The sequence below is a fragment of the Azospirillum sp. B510 genome (assembly GCF_000010725.1).
GTDB lineage: Bacteria > Pseudomonadota > Alphaproteobacteria > Azospirillales > Azospirillaceae > Azospirillum > Azospirillum lipoferum_B.
Window position 1 is genome coordinate 662,093 of sequence record NC_013856.1, and the last position, 16,123, is coordinate 678,215.

The following is a 16,123-nucleotide window of genomic DNA, read 5'->3' on the forward strand; positions in this document are numbered from 1 at the left end:
ATGAGGCGCACGCTGGTCCTGAACATCGTCGGGCTGACCGCCGACCTCCTGCCCCACGCCCCGGCGATCTCCCGTCTGGCGGCGCGCGGCATGCGCCCGTTGCTGCCGGTGCTGCCGGCGGTCACCTGTTCGGTGCAGGCCAGCATGCTGACCGGGCTTCCCCCCGGCGGCCATGGCTGCGTCGCCAACGGCTGGTATGACCGCGATCTGTCGGAGATCCTGTTCTGGAAGCAGAGCAACCGGCTGGTCAGCGGCGAGACCTTGTGGGAGGAGGCGCGGCGGCGCGACCCGGCCTTCGTCGGGGCCAAGCTGTTCTGGTGGTACAATATGTATTCCGGCGCCGACATCAGCGTCACGCCGCGCCCGATCTATGCCGCCGACGGCCGCAAGCTGCCGGACATCCACACCCACCCCGCCCCCCTGCGCGGCGAGCTGGCCCAGGCGCTGGGTCCGTTCCCGCTGTTCCGCTTCTGGGGGCCGGGGGCCGACATCGTGTCGAGCCGCTGGATCGCCGATTGCGCGGCGGAGGTGGAGCGGCGATACCGCCCCAGCCTGTCGCTGGTCTATCTGCCCCATCTCGATTACGACCTGCAACGGCTGGGTCCCGACGACCCGCGCATCCCCGCCCAGGTGGCCGCCGTCGACGCCCTCGCCGCCCCGCTCATCGAGACGGCGGAGCGCGAGGGAACACGGGTCGTCGTGCTGTCGGAATATGGCATCACCGGCGTCAGCGGCCCGGTCGCCATCAACCGCGCCCTGCGCTGGGCCGGGCTGATCGCGGTGCGCGAGGAACAGGGTGGCGAGCTGCTCGACCCCGGCGCGTCGGAGGCCTTCGCCGTCGCCGACCATCAGCTTGCCCATGTCTATGTCCGCCGGCCCGAACAGGTGGCGGCGGTGCGCGACCTGCTGCTGGGGCTGGACGGGGTGGAGCGGGTTCTGGATGCCGAGGCGCAGCGGGCCGCCGGCATCCGCCACCCGCGCGCCGGCGAACTGGTCGCCGTCGCCCGCGCCGACCGCTGGTTCAGCTATCCCTATTGGCTGGACGACGACAGGGCGCCCGACTTCGCCCGCACCGTGGAAATCCACCGCAAGCCCGGCTATGACCCGGCGGAGCTGTTCCTCGACCCCGCCCTGCCCTGGCCCAAGGCGTCGATCGCCTGGCGGCTGGCGAAGAAGGCGCTGGGCTTCCGCACGCTGATGGACGTGATCCCGCTCGATGCCGGGCTGGTGAAGGGATCGCATGGCCGGCCGACCGACCGGGCGGAGGCCGGGCCGCTGCTGATTTCCTCCGAACCCGGCCTGCTGCCCGACGGCCCGGTGCCGGCGCAAGCGGTCAAGTCCCTGCTGCTCGCCCATCTGTTCGACCCCACCCCTTCGCCCTTCCTTTCGCACCATTCGTTCGACGAGGTGACCGTCCGATGACCCCGACGCTTCATGCGGACGTCCGCCCGCCCATCCTGCGCCGGCGCTTCGCCGTCACCTTCGAGTACGCCGTCGCCTTCACCCGGAACGCCTTCGACCCGGCCAATTCCACCCTGGCCGAAGCGATGGGGACGGCGGGGGCCGTTCCGCGCCCGCGCTGCCTCGCCTTCGTCGACATGGGCGTGCTGGCCGGGCGGCCGACCCTGCCCGAGGCGATCGCCGCCCATTTCGCCGCGCGCGGCGACCTGCCCACCCTGGTGGCGCCGCCCCGGCCGCTGCCGGGTGGGGAGGCGGTGAAGAACGACCCCGCCCTGATCGGGCAGATGCACGACGCCATCCTCGGACACGGCATCGACCGCCATTCCTATGTGCTGGCGGTCGGCGGCGGCGCCTTCCTCGACGCGGTCGGCCTCGCCGCCTCCACCGCCCATCGCGGCGTGCGGCTGGTGCGCATGCCGACCACGGTGTTGGCGCAGAATGATTCCGGGGTCGGGGTGAAGAGCGCCATCAACATGAACGGCGCCAAGAACCAGATCGGCACCTTCGCCCCGCCCTGGGCGGTGGTCAACGACGCCGCCTTCCTGGACAGCCTGCCGCAGCGCGACCGCATCGCCGGCATGGCGGAAGCGGTGAAGGTGGCGCTGATCCGCGACGGCGCCTTCTTCGACTGGCTGGAGCGCTCGGCCGATGCGCTGGCCCTGTTCGACGCCGACGCCGTCGCCCATCTGATCCGCCGCTGCGCCGAACTGCACATGCGCCAGATCGCCGAGGGCGGCGACCCGTTCGAACAGGGCAGCGCCCGTCCGCTCGATTTCGGCCATTGGGCCGCCCACAAGCTGGAAACACTGAGCCGCAACCATCTGCGCCATGGCGAGGCGGTGGCGATCGGCATCGCGCTCGACACCCGCTATTCGGTGCTGGCCGGACTGCTGCCGGAAGGCGCGGATTTGCGTGTCGCCGTCCTGCTGGAGCATCTGGGTTTCCGCCTGTGGCACCCGGCGCTGGCCCGCCGTGACGGCGAGGGCCGACCGCAGGTTCTGGCCGGGCTGGAGGAGTTCCGCGAGCATCTCGGCGGCCGGCTGACCATCACGCTGCTGGCGGGAATCGGCCGGGGCATCGAGGTCAACACCATGGACGCGGCCCTGGTCGAAAGCGCCATCGGCTGGCTGTCGGCGCGGGAGGCCGCCTGATGCGCCTGCCCGGCGGCGGCACGCTCGGCTATTGCCTGAACGTCCACCCGACCCAGAGCTTCGCCGAGTTGCGGGCCGCCCTGTTGGGACCGGTGCGGGAGATCAAGCACCGGCTCCGCCCCGACCAGCCCTTCGGCGTCGGGCTGCGCCTGTCGGCGGAGGCGGCGGCGCACCCGGACGTGGCGGCGGAGCTGGCGGCGATCTTCGCCGGGGAGGGCTTCCACGCATACACCATGAACGGCTTTCCCTATGGCCGCTTCCATGGCGCGCCGGTCAAGCAGGCGGTCTATGAGCCGGACTGGACGACGGCCGACCGCGTCGCCTACAGCCTCTCGCTGGCCGAGACCATGGCGGCGCTGGTCCCGCCGGGCGGTTTCGCGACGATCAGCACGGTGCCCGGCGGCTATGCGCCACGGGTGCGCGGACGCGAGGCGGCGGTGGCCGACGGGCTGCTGCGGGCGGTGGCCGGGCTGGTCCGGCTGGAACGGGAGACCGGCCACCGCGTGGCGCTGGCGCTGGAGCCGGAACCCTGGTGCCTGCTGGACAGCACCGCCGACGCCGTCGCCTTCTTCGGCGAACACCTGTTCACCAGCGCGGCGGCGGAGCGGCTCGGCGCCCTTGCCGGCCTGACGGCGGACGAGGCGGCGGCGGCCTTGCCGCGCCATCTCGGCCTCTGCCTCGACGTCTGCCACATGGCGGTCAATTTCGAGGAGCCGGCGGAGGCGCTGGCCGCCCTGGCCGGCGCCGGCATCCCGATCCACAAGCTGCAACTGAGCGCCGCACTGCGGATCGCGCGGGCCGATGCCGTGGCGCGCGAACGCATCGCCGCCTTCCGCGACGCCGTCTATCTCCACCAGACCGTCACCCGCGCGGCCGACGGGACGACGCGGCGCTTCGTCGATCTGCCGGAAGCGCTGGAAAGCAAGGGTGGCGAGAAGGATGGAGAGGGGGAGGAATGGCGGGTCCATTTCCACGTCCCGCTTTTCGCCGAGCCGGAACCGCCGCTCGACTCCACCAGCGGCGCGCTGGAGCAGGTGTTGGAGATCCACCGCAACCACCCGGTGGCCCCGCATCTGGAGGTCGAAACCTACACCTGGGATGTCCTGCCCGCCGAAGCCTGCGGCGCGGGCGCCATGAGCGTCGTCGACGGAATTGAAAGGGAACTGCGATGGGTGTTGGAACGGCTGTCCTGATCCGCCCGCGCGCGGCCCTGATCCTGGGCCGCGTCTCCAACCTGCCGACGGTGCTGAGCAACGCGATCGCCGGCATCGCGCTGGCCGGTGTCGGCATGGCCGGCGGCGACATCCTTGGAGGCATCGCCCGCGCGGCCATCGTGCTGGCGCTGTTCTATGTCGGCGGCATGTATCTCAATGACGCCTTCGACGCGGAGATCGACGCGCGGGAACGGCCGGCCCGCCCGATTCCCAAGGGCGACGCCAGCCGAGCGGTCGTGTTCGCCGCCGGCTTCGTCATGATCGGACTGGGTGTCGCCCTGACGGCCGCCATCGGTCCGGCGGCCGGGGTGAGCGGCGCGCTGCTGGCCGGGACCATCCTGCTCTACGACATCCTGCACAAGCGCACCGCGGCGGCCCCGGCGATCATGGGGTTGTGCCGGCTGCTGTCCTACACCACCGCGGCGACCGTCGCGGGAGGGTCGGCAGGCGGCGGCGCGCTGGCGCCCTGGATGCTGCTGGGAGCGGGCGGGCTGTTCTGCCATGTCGTCGGGCTGACCTTCGCCGCCCGGCAGGAGGCCTATGACCGGCTGGATACCGCCTGGCCGCTCGGCGTGCTGGCGCTTCCGCTGGTCGGGTCGCTGTGGGTCGCGCTCGGCAGTCCGGCAGCGCTCGGGCTGTGGACGGCGCTGGCGGCGGCGACGGGCTGGGCGCTGCACCGGCTGTTCCGCCGGGTACCCGGCGACGTCCCCCGCGCGGTGGCGATGCTGATCGCCGCGATCGCGCTCTACGACGCGGTTCTGGTCGCCGCCGCCGGCTCCGCCGGTCCGCTGGCGCTGGTCGCCGCCCTGTGCTTCCCGGCGACCCTGGCGCTCCAGCGGATCGTTCCGGGAACCTGACCGGAGGCGGTACTCAGGCCCGGACGACCCGCAGCCCGGCCGCGGCCAGCCGTCCGGCCCGCTCGCCGCCCAGTCCGCCGTCGCAGCACAGCAGGTCGAAGCTGTCGAGCTTGGCGAAGAAGGCCGGCTTGACCTGCCCGAACTTGCTGCTGTCGACCACCAGCGCCTTGGTGACCGCGTTGGCGATGGCGGTCTGCTTGATCTCGACCTCGTGGAAGTTGGAACAGCTGATCCCCAGCGATTCATGCACGCCGCCGGCCGAGATGAAGGCGGTGTTGATGCCGATGCCGCGCAGCATCTCCAGCGATTCCGGGCTGGAGAAGGAGGCCGAGGAGGCGTGGTAGAGGCCGCCCAGCATGACCACGCGGACACCCGGCTTCCTACAGACGATCTCCGCGATGTTCATGGCGTAACAGACCACGGTGATCCGGCTGTCGGCCGGGATGCGGCTGGCCAGATGGGTGGTGGTGGTGCCGCAATCGACGAACACCGTCTCGCCCGGTTTCAACAGGCCCGCCGCCGCCTCGCAGGCCGCCCGCTTCATCTCGATATGGGCATCCCGCTCGCGGTCCAGCATGTAGCCCATGCCGCCGGCGCTCTCCGGCCCGCCGGCGATGTAGCCGCCGAGATAGGCGAAGCGGCCCTCGCAGGAGGCGATGTCGCGCCGCACCGTCATTTCCGAAACACCCAGCAACTGGGCCGCATCCTTCAGCCGGAGATAGCCGCCGGCCTCCAGGGCGCTCTGCAACCGGTCCAGACGCTCGGCCTTTCTCATCGACATGTCCCCATCCCACACCGTTTCCGTCCATCCCGGCGCCCGGCGGCACCGTGCGATCCAGACGGGTCAATCCCGATGGCACGGCCCCTTGGGCAGGAGAATTATGGCCGGAATCACAATCGCATGCATTGATCTTGACACAGAGCGCGGCATCATGAAACTATCCTTTCAGAAAATGTTAGGATGTTAACATCCGCACCGCAGATGTTGGCGACCCTGCGACAATCGAGGAGAGGCCCAAGGACAAGGGTCTCCCCGGGAGGACCAAGATGCCGATACCCAGCGTTCCGACGGAACCGGCCGGTCTGGCTCCGTTCATCGACCACACCCTGTTGCGCCCGGACGCCCGGCCCGCCGAAGTCGAGCGGCTGTGCGACGAGGCGCGTGCGCACGCCTTCAAGGCGGTCTGCGTCAATCCCGTCTTCATCCCGCTGGTGACCGAACGGCTGGCCGGCTCCCCGGTGGCGCCCTGTGCGGTGATCTGCTTCCCCTTCGGCGCCGACCCCACGGCGATCAAGGCGGAGGAGGCCCAATGGGTGGTGCGCCACGGCGCCCGCGAGGTGGACATGGTGATCCCCATCGGCCTGCTGAAAGCCGGCCGCACGGCGGCGGTGCTCGACGACATCGCCGCGGTCAAGCGGGCCTGCGGCGACGCCCTGCTGAAGGTCATCATCGAAACCAGCCTGCTCACCGATGACGAGAAGATCCTGGCCTGCCGCCTGTCGCGGGAGGCCGGGGCCGATTACGTCAAGACCTCCACCGGCTTCGCCGGGGGCGGCGCCACCGTCGAGGACGTGGCGCTGATGCGCCGCACCGTCGGCGACGGCATGGGCGTCAAGGCGTCGGGCGGCGTGCGCACCACCGAGGATGCCCGCCGCATGATCGCGGCCGGCGCCTCGCGCATCGGCGCCAGCGCCAGCGTGGCGATCGTCGGCGGCTGAGGCCGCGGGCGTCGCGCACGCTGCACGGCGTGCCGGTCGGGCGGGGGTTCCGTCCGTCCCACCCGGCACGGCATCACCAAAAACGGAACGCGCAGCGGGTGGCAAACACCCCGGTGCCGGCGGTGGGTCGAGGAGTTCTCCCACCGCAGGGCGCCTATCGCCTCTCAAGGGAGTCACGCCGACATGAAGAAGTTGCTGTCCTCGCTCATCGTCACGGCTTCGCTGGTCGCCGGACCGGCGATGGCCGCCGATCCGGTCCCGACCCCGGACGCCGTCAAGACGCTGAAGGCCGAAGCCACCAAGAAGAAATACACCATCGCCACCGTGGTGAAGGTCGACGGCATCGCCTGGTTCGACCGCATGCGCGACGGCGTGAAGCAGTTCGCCGCCGACACCGGCCACGACACCTGGATGGTGGGCCCCAGCCAGGCCGACGCCGCCGCCCAGGTCCAGCTCGTCGAGAACCTGATCGCCCAGGGCGTCGACGCCATCGCCATCGTCCCCTTCTCGGTCGAGGCGGTGGAGCCGGTGCTGAAGAAGGCGCGCGACCGCGGCATCGTGGTGATCGCGCATGAGGCGTCGAACATCCAGAACGCCGACTATGTGCTGGAGGCCTTCGACAATTTCGCCTACGGCGCCAAGTTGATGGAGGTTCTGGGCAAGGCGATGGGCGGCGAGGGCAAATATGTCTGCACCGTCGGCAGCCTGACCTCGAAGTCGCAGAACGAGTGGATCGACGGCGCCATCGCCTATCAGAAGGAACATTTCCCGAAGATGCAGATGGTGACCAACCGTCTGGAGACCTATGACGACGCCAACACCGACTACAACAAGCTGAAGGAGGTCCTGACGACCTATCCGGACCTGAAGGGCATCGTCGGCGGTCCGATGCCGACCTCGGCCGGCGCCGGCCGTCTGGTGGCCGAACGCGGTCTGAAGAACAAGCTGTTCTTCTCCGGCACCGGTCTGGTGTCGGTCGCCGGCCAGTATCTGACCCAGGGCGACATCCAGTACATCCAGTTCTGGGATCCGGCGGTCGCCGGCTATGCCATGAACATGCTGGCGGTTATGGCGCTGAACGGCAAGAAGGACCAGATCAAGGCCGGTCTGAACCTGGGCCTGCCGGGCTACACCAACCTGACCACGCCGCAGGGGGCCAAGGCCAACCTGCTGTACGGCCAGGGCTGGGTCGGCGTCACCAAGGAGAATATGGGCTCCTACGACTTCTGATGATCCGAGGACGGGCGCCGGCGGCCGGAAGCGGCGGCCGGCGCCCGCGTCTTCACCCTTTCCTCGAACCGCCGGGCGGAAGATATGTCGGACGGTTTCATCGAACTCCGGAACATCCGGAAGGTGTTTTCCGGCGTCGTCGCGCTGGACGCCATGTCGCTGGTCATCAAACCCGGCGAGATCCATTGCCTGGCCGGAGAGAACGGCTCGGGCAAATCCACCGTGATCAAGATCATGTCCGGCGTCTACCAGCCGGACGGCGGCGAGATCCTGATCGACGGCCGGACGATGCCCGGCATGTCGCCGATCGAGGCCATCGCCCATGGCGTCCAGGTCATCTACCAGGACTTCTCGCTGTTCGGGAACCTGACGGTCGCCGAGAATCTGGCGATGAACGTCCATCTCGGCGAAAAGCGGCGGCTGATGGACTGGCGGCGCACCCGCGCCATCGCCCGCGAGGCGGTGGACCGGCTCGGCGTCGAGCTCGACCTGGATGCGGAGGTGGCGTCGCTGCCGACCGCCGGCAAGCAGCTGGTCGCCATCGCCCGCGCGCTGATGTCCGACGCCCGCCTGATCATCATGGACGAGCCGACGACGGCCCTGACCCGCAAGGAGGTCGAGACGCTGTTCCGCATCGTCCGCGACATCCAGGCGCGCGGCATCGCCATCCTGTTCGTCAGCCACAAGATGCGCGAGATGCTGGAGATCAGCGAGCGCATCACCGTCATCCGCAACGGCCGCAAGGTGGCGGAGGGGCCGACCGGCGACTTCGACGAGGCGCTGATCACCCGCCACATGACCGGCAGCGACATCCTCAACGAACCCTATGTCTGGACCCCGCCCTCCGGCGCGCCGGTGCCGCCGCGGCTGGAGATCCGCGGCCTGACCGTGCCCGGCAAATGCGAGGGGCTGGATCTGGCCATCCGGCCGGGCGAGATCGTCGGGCTGTCGGGCCTGCTGGGATCCGGCCGCACCGATCTGGCGCTGGCGCTCTTCGGCATGGTGCCGCGCCACGAGGGCGAAATCCTGATCGACGGCGCGCCGGTGCGGCTGCGCACGACCCAGGAGGCGATCGACGCCGGCATCGCCTATGTGCCGGAGGACCGGCTGACCGAAGGGCTGTTCCTGCCACAAAGCATCAAGCGCAACATGCTCGCCACCTCCTATGAGCGGCTGGCGCCCAAGCTGGTGATCGACCGCGAGCGGGCCGACGAGATGACGCGGGGCATGGTCCGCGCCATGCAGATCGCCACCCCCACCGCCGAGAAGCCGGTGATGCAGCTTTCGGGCGGCAACCAGCAGCGCGTGGTCCTGGCCCGCTGGCTGCTGACCGACGCCCGCGTGCTGATCCTGAACGGTCCGACCGTCGGCGTCGATGTCGGGTCGAAGGCGGAAATCCACGCCAAGATCCGCGAGCTGGCGCAGCATCACGGCCTCGCCGTCCTGATGATCTCCGACGACGTGCTGGAGCTGGTGCAGAACTGCAACCGCATCGTGCTGATGCATCGCGGACGCTTCATCGAGGATCTGCCCGCCGCCGCCGTCACCGAGGAGTCGGTCAGCGACCGGCTCAAGACCTTTACCTGAGGGAGGAACCGATGGCCCTGCTCCGCCGGTCGGAAACGGTCATCGCGGGCATCCTTTTGCTCGCCATGGTCCTCATCGGCACGATCAACCCCGCCTTCTGGCAGCTCGACAACCTGTTCAGCCTGATGCGCAGCAACGTCATCATCGGCATCATGGCGATGGGCGTGCTGCTGGTCCTGATCTCCGGCGGCATCGACGTGTCGTTCCCGGCCTTCGCCGTCGCCGCCATGTATCTGACGATCAAGGGCATGCTGGCGCTGGGATACAACGGCGTCGTGCTGCCGCTGCTGGCCGCCACCCTGATGGGGCTGGCGTTCGGCGCGGTGAACGGCTTCTTCGTCTACAAGTTCCGCATGATCCCGCTGATCGTGACGCTGGGCACCAGCGCCATGGTGCGCGGCTTCCTGCTGGGCGTCGTCGGCACCAGCATGATCAACATCAACAAGATGCCGACCGCGCTGATCGATTTCGCCCGCACCGACGTGGTCAGCGTCACCAAGGCCGACGGCACCACCTATGGCCTGACGGCGATGGTGCTGATCTATCTGGGGCTGGCGCTCGCCATGCATCTGGTGCTGCGCTACACCATGATCGGCCGCAGCGCCTACGCGCTGGGCGGCGATCCGGAGGCGGCGCGCCGCGCCGGCTTCGACCTGCGCAAGACCATCTTCTTCATCTACTGCGTCGCCGGCGCGCTCGCCGGTTTCGCCGGACTTCTGCACAGCGGCATGATCTGGCTGGCCAACCCGCGCGACTTCGTGGGTCTCGAGCTGGACGTCATCGCCGCGGTGGTGCTGGGCGGGGCGTCGATCTTCGGCGGGCGCGGCAGCGTGCTCGGCACCATGCTCGGCGTCTTCATGCTGGTGATGGTCAAGAACAGCCTGATCATCATGCGCGTTGACACCACCTGGCAGCTCGTCGTCGTGGGTCTGATCGTCATTGCCGCGACCGCCCTGTCGGCGTGGCGCGACCGCCGCCGGGCGGCGTGAGGAGGCGGGAGCATGAAAACCCAAATGAACATCCGCAGCCTGATCAACCGCGACAACAACATCGTCCAGCTGCTGGTGATGACGGTGCTGATCTTCGCCGTGATGACGGCGCTCAGCCCGGACAAGTTCCTGCGCTACTACAACTTCGAATCGATCACCTACATCTTCCCCGAGCTGGGGCTGCTCTCCATCGCGATGATGATCGCCATGCTCACGGGCGGCATCGACCTGTCGGTGGTGGGGGTCGCCAACCTGTCGGGCATCCTGGCCGGCGTGCTGTTCCACAAGATGGCGGGAGCGGCCGGCATCGCCGACAGCAGCCTCCTGACCGTCCTGCTCGGCGGCGTCATCGCGCTCGGCACCGGGCTGGTGGCGGGAACGGTCAACGGGCTGCTGATCACGCGCCTCGGCATCACGCCGATCCTGGCGACGCTGGGGACGGGGCAGGTCTTCACCGGCGTTGCCATCGTGCTGACCGGCGGACCGGCCATCGTCGGCTTCCCCACCGCCTGGGCCTTTCTCGGCAACGGCAAGATCCTCGGGCTGGCGACGCCCTTCGTGCTGTTCATCGTGATCGCCGCGCTGATCGCCTTCATGCTGACCCGCACCGCGCTCGGCATCAACCTGATGCTGATCGGCACCAACCCGAAGGCGGCGCTGTTCGCCGGGCTGAAGCGGGAGCGGATGGTGCTGTACAGCTACATGCTGACCGGCGTGCTGGCCTCGGTCGCCGGGATCATCCTGTCGGGGCGGACCAACGCGGCGAAGTCGGATTACGGCAACTCCTACCTGTTGCAGGCGGTGCTGATCGCGGTGCTGGGCGGAACCAACCCGGCCGGCGGACGCGGCACCGTGCTGGGCATCACCATCGCGGTGGCGGCGCTGATGCTGCTGTCGAGCGGCTTCCAGATCCTGCGCTTCTCCAACCACCTGATCGACTTCATCTGGGGAGCGTTCCTTCTGCTGGTCATCGCCATCAACGCCTACAAGAACCGCACCCGCTAGCCGGTTTCCAGACCGGCTTCCGATAGGGAGGAAATCCCATGAGCGTCCGAACCGCGATCCATTTCCGCAAAAGCTTCTTCGGCGAGGCCGAACGCCCGGTCGCCGAGGCGCACGGCATGACCGCCAGCCTGTTCCGCTATGATAGCGGGATCGAGGCGGTGCGGCTGTCCAACCGGCGCGGCCATCTGGTGGTGCTGCCCTATTACGGCCAGATGGTGTGGGACGCGGTGTTCGACGGCATCGACCTGACGATGGCGAACATGTTCGACATGCCGCGCCCCGCCAGCGAGATCGTCGGCACCTATGGCTGTTTCGCCTTCCATTCCGGGCTGCTGCGCAACGGCTGCCCCGGCCCGCAGGACAGCCATCCGCTGCATGGCGAGATGCCCTGCGCCCCGATGGATGCCGCCGGGCTGGAGGTGGGGGAGGACGACGAAGGCCCCTACATGGCCGTCACCGGCCGGCGCGAGTATGTGATGGGCTTCGGCGCCCATTATGTCGCCCGTCCGCGCGTGGTGCTGCGCCCCGGCTCCGCCCTGTTCGACATCGCGATGGCGGTGGAGAACCTGTCGGGTGCGGCGATGGACCTGATGTACATGTGCCATGTCAATTTCGCCTTCGCCGAGGGCGCGCGCATCGTCCAGCCCGCCCCCTTCACGCCGGAGGCGACGGCGGTGCGCACGGTGGTGCCGGCCCATGTGCCGCGCGGCCCGGCCTATGACGCGCTGCTGTCCGACCTCGCCCGCGATCCGGCGGTGATGGAGGTGCTGGACGAGCCGCAGCGCTACGACCCGGAGCAGGTCTTCTACATCCGTGGGCTGCGCACCGACCAGGAAGGCGGCACCGCGGTGATGATGCGGCGGCGCGAGGGCGACGCCTTCCACATCGCCTACAGCACGCGGGAGTTTCCCAAGACGGTGCGCTGGGTTCTGGTCAACAGCGACCAGAAGGTCTGCGCCTTCGCCCTGCCCGCCACCTGCGAGCCGGAGGGCCACAAGGCGGAGAGCGCCAAGGGCAATGTCCAGACGCTGGCGGGCGGCGAGACCCGGCGCTTCTCGGTGCGGCTGGGCTATCTGACCGCCGACGAGGCCGAAGCCGAGGAATGCGCCATCCGGGCGCTGTGATTTGGGGTGTTGTGAGAGGAGTCGCAGAAGATGGGCAAGATCGCCGTGGTCGGCAGCAACATGGTCGACCTGATCACCTACACCGACCGCATGCCCGCCCCCGGCGAGACCATCGAGGCGCCGCGCTTCGAAATGGGCTGCGGCGGCAAGGGCGCCAACCAGGCCATCGCCGCCGCCCGGCTGGGGGCCGAGGTCATGATGGTCACCAAGGTCGGTGACGACATCTTCGCCGACAACACCATCCGCAACCTCAAAGAGTCGGGCATCGACACCCGGTATGTCGAGCGGGTGCCCGGCACCTCCAGCGGCGTCGCCCCGATCTTCGTCGAGCCGTCGGGCGAGAACAGCATCCTGATCATCAAGGGCGCCAACGCCCTGCTGTCGCCAGCCGACATCGACCGCGCGGCCGAGGATCTGAAGGGCTGCGACCTGATCGTCATGCAGCTGGAAGTCCCGCTGGAGACCATCTATCACACCATCGCGTTTGGCGCGCGGCACGGCATCGAGACCCTGCTGAACCCGGCCCCGGCCCCCGCCGATCTCGACCCCAAGCGGATCGAACAGGTCACCTTCCTGGTGCCGAACCAGACCGAACTGGCGACCATCTCCGGCTTGGCCGTAACGTCGGAGGCGGAAGCCGAGACGGCGGCGCGCGCGCTGATCGGGCGCGGCATCCGCACGGTGATCGTCACGCTGGGCGCCCGTGGCGCGCTTTTGGTGACCAAGGGCGAGGAGACGCGGCGGATCGAGCCGGTGCGGGTGACGCCGGTCGACACCACCGGGGCCGGCGACGCCTTCATCGGCAGCTTCGCCCGCTATTATGTCGAGAACCGCGACCTCGACGCCGCCCTGCATAAGGCGGTGCGCTATGCCGCCGACAGCATCACCCGGCCGGGCACCCAGAAATCCTACGCCAGCCGCGAGGCGTTCGAGGCGTTCTGCGCCAGCCTGTGACCGTTGGACGGAGGAGAAGACGCCATGACACGCGCCGTGATCGGGGTGGATGTGGGGACCGGCAGCGCGCGGGCCGGCATCTTCGACCTTGCCGGCCACCGGTTGGCCGCCGCCTCCCGCCCAATCCGGATGTGGAAGCCCGATCCGGAGTGGGCGGAGCAATCCTCCGACGACATCTGGGCCGCCGTCTGCGCCGCCGTGCGGGAGGCGCTGGCGGCCTGCGCCGAGACGCCGGAGGTGGTCGGCATCGGCTTCGACGCCACCTGTTCGCTGGTGGTGCTCGACGCCGCCGGGCGGCCGGTGACGGTCGATCCGGAGGGCGACGATTCCCGCAACGTCATCGTCTGGATGGACCATCGCGCCATCGACCAGACCGGCCGCATCAATGCCGGCGGCCATGAGGTGCTGCGCTATGTCGGCGGCCGGTTGTCGCCGGAGATGCAGACGCCCAAGCTGTTGTGGCTGAAGGAGACCCTGCCGCGGAGCTGGAGCAGGGCCGCCCATTTCCTCGATCTGCCGGACTTCCTGACCTGGCGGGCCACCGGGTCGGCGCGGCGGTCGCTGTGCTCGCTGGTGTGCAAATGGACCTATCTGGGGCATGAGGGGCGGTGGGACGACGGCTATCTCCGCGCCATCGGGCTCGGCGATCTGGTGGTGGAGGGGCATGTTCGCATCGGCACCGAGGTCGGCGCGGTCGGCAGCGCCATCGCCGGCGGGCTGAGTACCGAGGCGGCGCGCGAGCTTGGCCTGACGCCGGGCATCGCCGTCGGCACCTCGATGATCGACGCCCATGCCGGCGGGATCGGGGTGATCGGGGCGACGGTCTCCGCCGGGGAGCCGATCGATTTCGACCGGCGGCTGGCGCTGATCGGCGGCACGTCGAGCTGTCACATGGTGATGAGCCCGGCGGCGGCGCCGCGCTTCATCCCCGGCGTCTGGGGCCCCTACCATTCGGCCATGCTGCCGGGGCTGTGGCTGAACGAGGGCGGGCAGTCGGCGACCGGTGCCTTGATCGACCATGTGGTGCGGAGCCATCCCCGCCATGCCGAGCTGGTAACGGAGGCGCGGCGGCACGACACCACCATCTACCAGCTGCTGAACGAGGAGCTGGCGCGCTTGGCCGAGCGTAGCGGCGTTCCGATGGCTCTGCTGACCCGCGAGCTGCATGTGCTGCCCGACTTCCACGGCAACCGCTCGCCCCGCGCCGACGCCAGCCTGCGCGGGGCGATCAGCGGGTTGCGGCTGTCCGACGGGCTGGAGGATCTGGCGCTGCTCTATTTGGCGACGGTGCAGGCGGTGGCCTATGGCACCCGGCACATCGTCGCGGCGATGAACGGGCGGGGCTATGCCATCGACACCATCCTCGCCTGTGGCGGTGGCACCAGGAATCCGGTGTTCCTGAAGGCGCATGCCGACGCCACCGGCTGCACCCTGGTCCTGCCGGAGGAGCCGCAGGCGGTGCTGCTGGGCGCCGCCATGCTGGGGGCGGTGGCGGGCGGCGCCTTTCCCGACATCGCCGCCGTCATGGCCGGGATGAGCCGCGCCGGCCGCCGCATCGAGCCGGCCGGCGGAGCGCTGCGGGCCTATCACGACGCCAAATACGCGGTGTTCCTGCGCCTGCACGAGGACCAGATGGCCTATCGCGGCCTGATGGAGCAGGCCGGTTAGAGGGCCGTCTCACGCCACGCAGTCGCGCAGCTCTTCCCGCTCCTTCGGCGCCTTGCGCTGCTCGCAGAGGTCGCCCGGCAGCTCCTCGCCCTGGAGCAGCGGGCAGCGCTCGAACAGTTCGGCGAGCCAGTCGACGAACACCCGCACCTTGGGCGACAGGTGGCGGTTCTGCGGGTAGACGGCGGAGATCGGCATCCGGGGCGGCCGCCAATCGGCGAGGATCTCGCGCAGGGCGCCGCTGCGCAGGTGCGGCAGCACCATGAAGCGGCCGGGTTGCAGGATGCCCTGCCCTTCCAGCCCGCAGGTGACATAGGCGTCGGCGTCGTTGACGGCGATGACGCCCTTCATGGCGACCTCCTCCAGCACGCCGTCGCGCTGGAAGCAGAGCTCCAGATTGCGGCCGGTGCGGTTGTGGAAATAATTCACCGCGATGTGGCGCTCCAGATCCTCGATGGTCCGGGGCTCGCCATGCTCGGCGAGATAGGCCGGGCTGGCGCAGGTGATCTGCTGGATGGCGCCGATGCGCCGCGCCAGCAGGCTGGAATCGGCCAGCTCGCCGACACGGACGACGCAGTCCACCCCCTCCTGGATCAGGTCGACGGCGCGGTCGCCCAGCCCCAGCATCAGGTCGATGTCGGGGTATTTGGCGTGGAATTCATGGATCGAGGGGATGATGACCAGCCGGCCGATGGAGCCCGGCATATCCACCCGCAACCGGCCGCGCGGCGTCTTGCGGGCGCTGGTGAAGGTGGATTCGATCTCGTCGATCTCCGACAGGATGCGGCTGGCGCCCTCCAGATAGGCCGCGCCGTCCAGCGTCAGGCTGAGCTTGCGGGTGGTGCGCTGGAGCAGGCGCACGCCCAGCGCCGCTTCCAGATTCTGGACCGTCGTCGTCACCGAGGCGCGCGGCAGCCCCAGCGTTTCCGCCGCCTTCGAGAAGCTGTTCGCCTCGACCACGCGGATGAAGACGCGCATCGCATGCAGCTTGTCCATACCGGATCCCATCCCTTTCAGCCATGCCCCCCGCCGGTGGGGAGACGGTCCGCCGATGACAGGCGAATAGCGATCGGGCGGACGCGGTTCAAGGGGGGCGGCCTCTTTCGCCACGGGAAGAGGGTTGGGTGGGGGGCGCGGCGGGACCTTCGGGAAAGTCACCTGGTGCAT

The 16,123-nt window shown here is 69.3% G+C and carries 14 protein-coding genes; 12 read left to right on the forward strand and 2 right to left on the reverse strand.

The genetic code is table 11. The features are described 5' to 3' along the window. The 4 genes from AZL_RS24295 to AZL_RS24310 are packed head-to-tail and all read left to right on the forward strand — an operon-like array spanning window position 1 to window position 4,683. Window positions 1-1,422, forward strand: coding sequence for an alkaline phosphatase family protein (locus AZL_RS24295; protein WP_012977080.1), 1,422 nt, complete (start codon window positions 1-3; stop codon window positions 1,420-1,422). After that, the gene (locus tag AZL_RS24300) at window positions 1,419-2,612 is read left to right on the forward strand and encodes a 3-dehydroquinate synthase (protein WP_012977081.1); all 1,194 of its coding nucleotides are present in this window, start codon (window positions 1,419-1,421) and stop codon (window positions 2,610-2,612) included. The genes AZL_RS24295 and AZL_RS24300 overlap by 4 nt, the downstream gene beginning before the upstream one ends. Next, a complete protein-coding gene (gene eboE, locus AZL_RS24305; RefSeq protein WP_012977082.1) occupies window positions 2,612-3,805 on the forward strand; it encodes a metabolite traffic protein EboE in 1,194 nt (397 codons plus the stop codon). The genes AZL_RS24300 and eboE overlap by 1 nt, the downstream gene beginning before the upstream one ends. Beyond that, on the forward strand, window positions 3,781-4,683 hold the full coding sequence (locus AZL_RS24310; protein ID WP_012977083.1) for a UbiA family prenyltransferase: 903 nt from the start codon (window positions 3,781-3,783) through the stop codon (window positions 4,681-4,683). The genes eboE and AZL_RS24310 overlap by 25 nt, the downstream gene beginning before the upstream one ends. Before the next feature lie 13 nt (window positions 4,684-4,696). Here the strand turns inward: AZL_RS24310 and AZL_RS24315 are convergent, their stop codons facing one another. Continuing rightward, window positions 4,697-5,464 carry a DeoR/GlpR family DNA-binding transcription regulator gene (locus AZL_RS24315; RefSeq protein ID WP_086935465.1) on the reverse strand — a complete coding sequence of 256 codons (768 nt, stop codon included), beginning with the start codon at window positions 5,462-5,464 and terminating at the stop codon, window positions 4,697-4,699. A gap of 266 nt (window positions 5,465-5,730) precedes the next feature. Here AZL_RS24315 and deoC point away from each other — a divergent pair, with 266 nt between their 5' ends. From deoC to AZL_RS24355, 8 genes are all read left to right on the forward strand, one after another. Continuing rightward, window positions 5,731-6,402, forward strand: a complete 672-nt coding sequence (gene deoC, locus AZL_RS24320; RefSeq protein WP_012977085.1) for a deoxyribose-phosphate aldolase — start codon at window positions 5,731-5,733, stop codon at window positions 6,400-6,402. Window positions 6,403-6,585: 183 nt separating this feature from the next. Continuing rightward, window positions 6,586-7,632 (forward strand): autoinducer 2 ABC transporter substrate-binding protein, encoded by a 1,047-nt coding sequence (locus AZL_RS24325; RefSeq protein ID WP_012977086.1) that lies wholly within the window; start codon window positions 6,586-6,588, stop codon window positions 7,630-7,632. A gap of 84 nt (window positions 7,633-7,716) precedes the next feature. After that, window positions 7,717-9,219, forward strand: a complete 1,503-nt coding sequence (locus AZL_RS24330; protein ID WP_012977087.1) for a sugar ABC transporter ATP-binding protein — start codon at window positions 7,717-7,719, stop codon at window positions 9,217-9,219. Between the two features lie 11 nt (window positions 9,220-9,230). Next, window positions 9,231-10,208, forward strand: a complete 978-nt coding sequence (locus AZL_RS24335; protein WP_012977088.1) for an ABC transporter permease — start codon at window positions 9,231-9,233, stop codon at window positions 10,206-10,208. A 12-nt stretch (window positions 10,209-10,220) separates the two neighbouring features. Next, a complete protein-coding gene (locus AZL_RS24340; protein ID WP_012977089.1) occupies window positions 10,221-11,213 on the forward strand; it encodes an ABC transporter permease in 993 nt (330 codons plus the stop codon). 38 nt (window positions 11,214-11,251) lie between these two features. Continuing rightward, a complete protein-coding gene (locus AZL_RS24345) occupies window positions 11,252-12,337 on the forward strand; it encodes an aldose 1-epimerase family protein (protein ID WP_012977090.1) in 1,086 nt (361 codons plus the stop codon). 30 nt (window positions 12,338-12,367) lie between these two features. After that, window positions 12,368-13,291, forward strand: a complete 924-nt coding sequence (gene rbsK, locus AZL_RS24350) for a ribokinase (RefSeq protein WP_012977091.1) — start codon at window positions 12,368-12,370, stop codon at window positions 13,289-13,291. A 24-nt stretch (window positions 13,292-13,315) separates the two neighbouring features. After that, window positions 13,316-14,959 (forward strand): FGGY-family carbohydrate kinase, encoded by a 1,644-nt coding sequence (locus tag AZL_RS24355; RefSeq protein WP_012977092.1) that lies wholly within the window; start codon window positions 13,316-13,318, stop codon window positions 14,957-14,959. A 9-nt stretch (window positions 14,960-14,968) separates the two neighbouring features. On the opposite strand, the gene AZL_RS24360 is transcribed toward AZL_RS24355, so the two are convergent. Beyond that, window positions 14,969-15,952 carry a LysR family transcriptional regulator gene (locus AZL_RS24360; protein ID WP_012977093.1) on the reverse strand — a complete coding sequence of 328 codons (984 nt, stop codon included), beginning with the start codon at window positions 15,950-15,952 and terminating at the stop codon, window positions 14,969-14,971. Window positions 15,953-16,123: the final 171 nt, after the last annotated feature.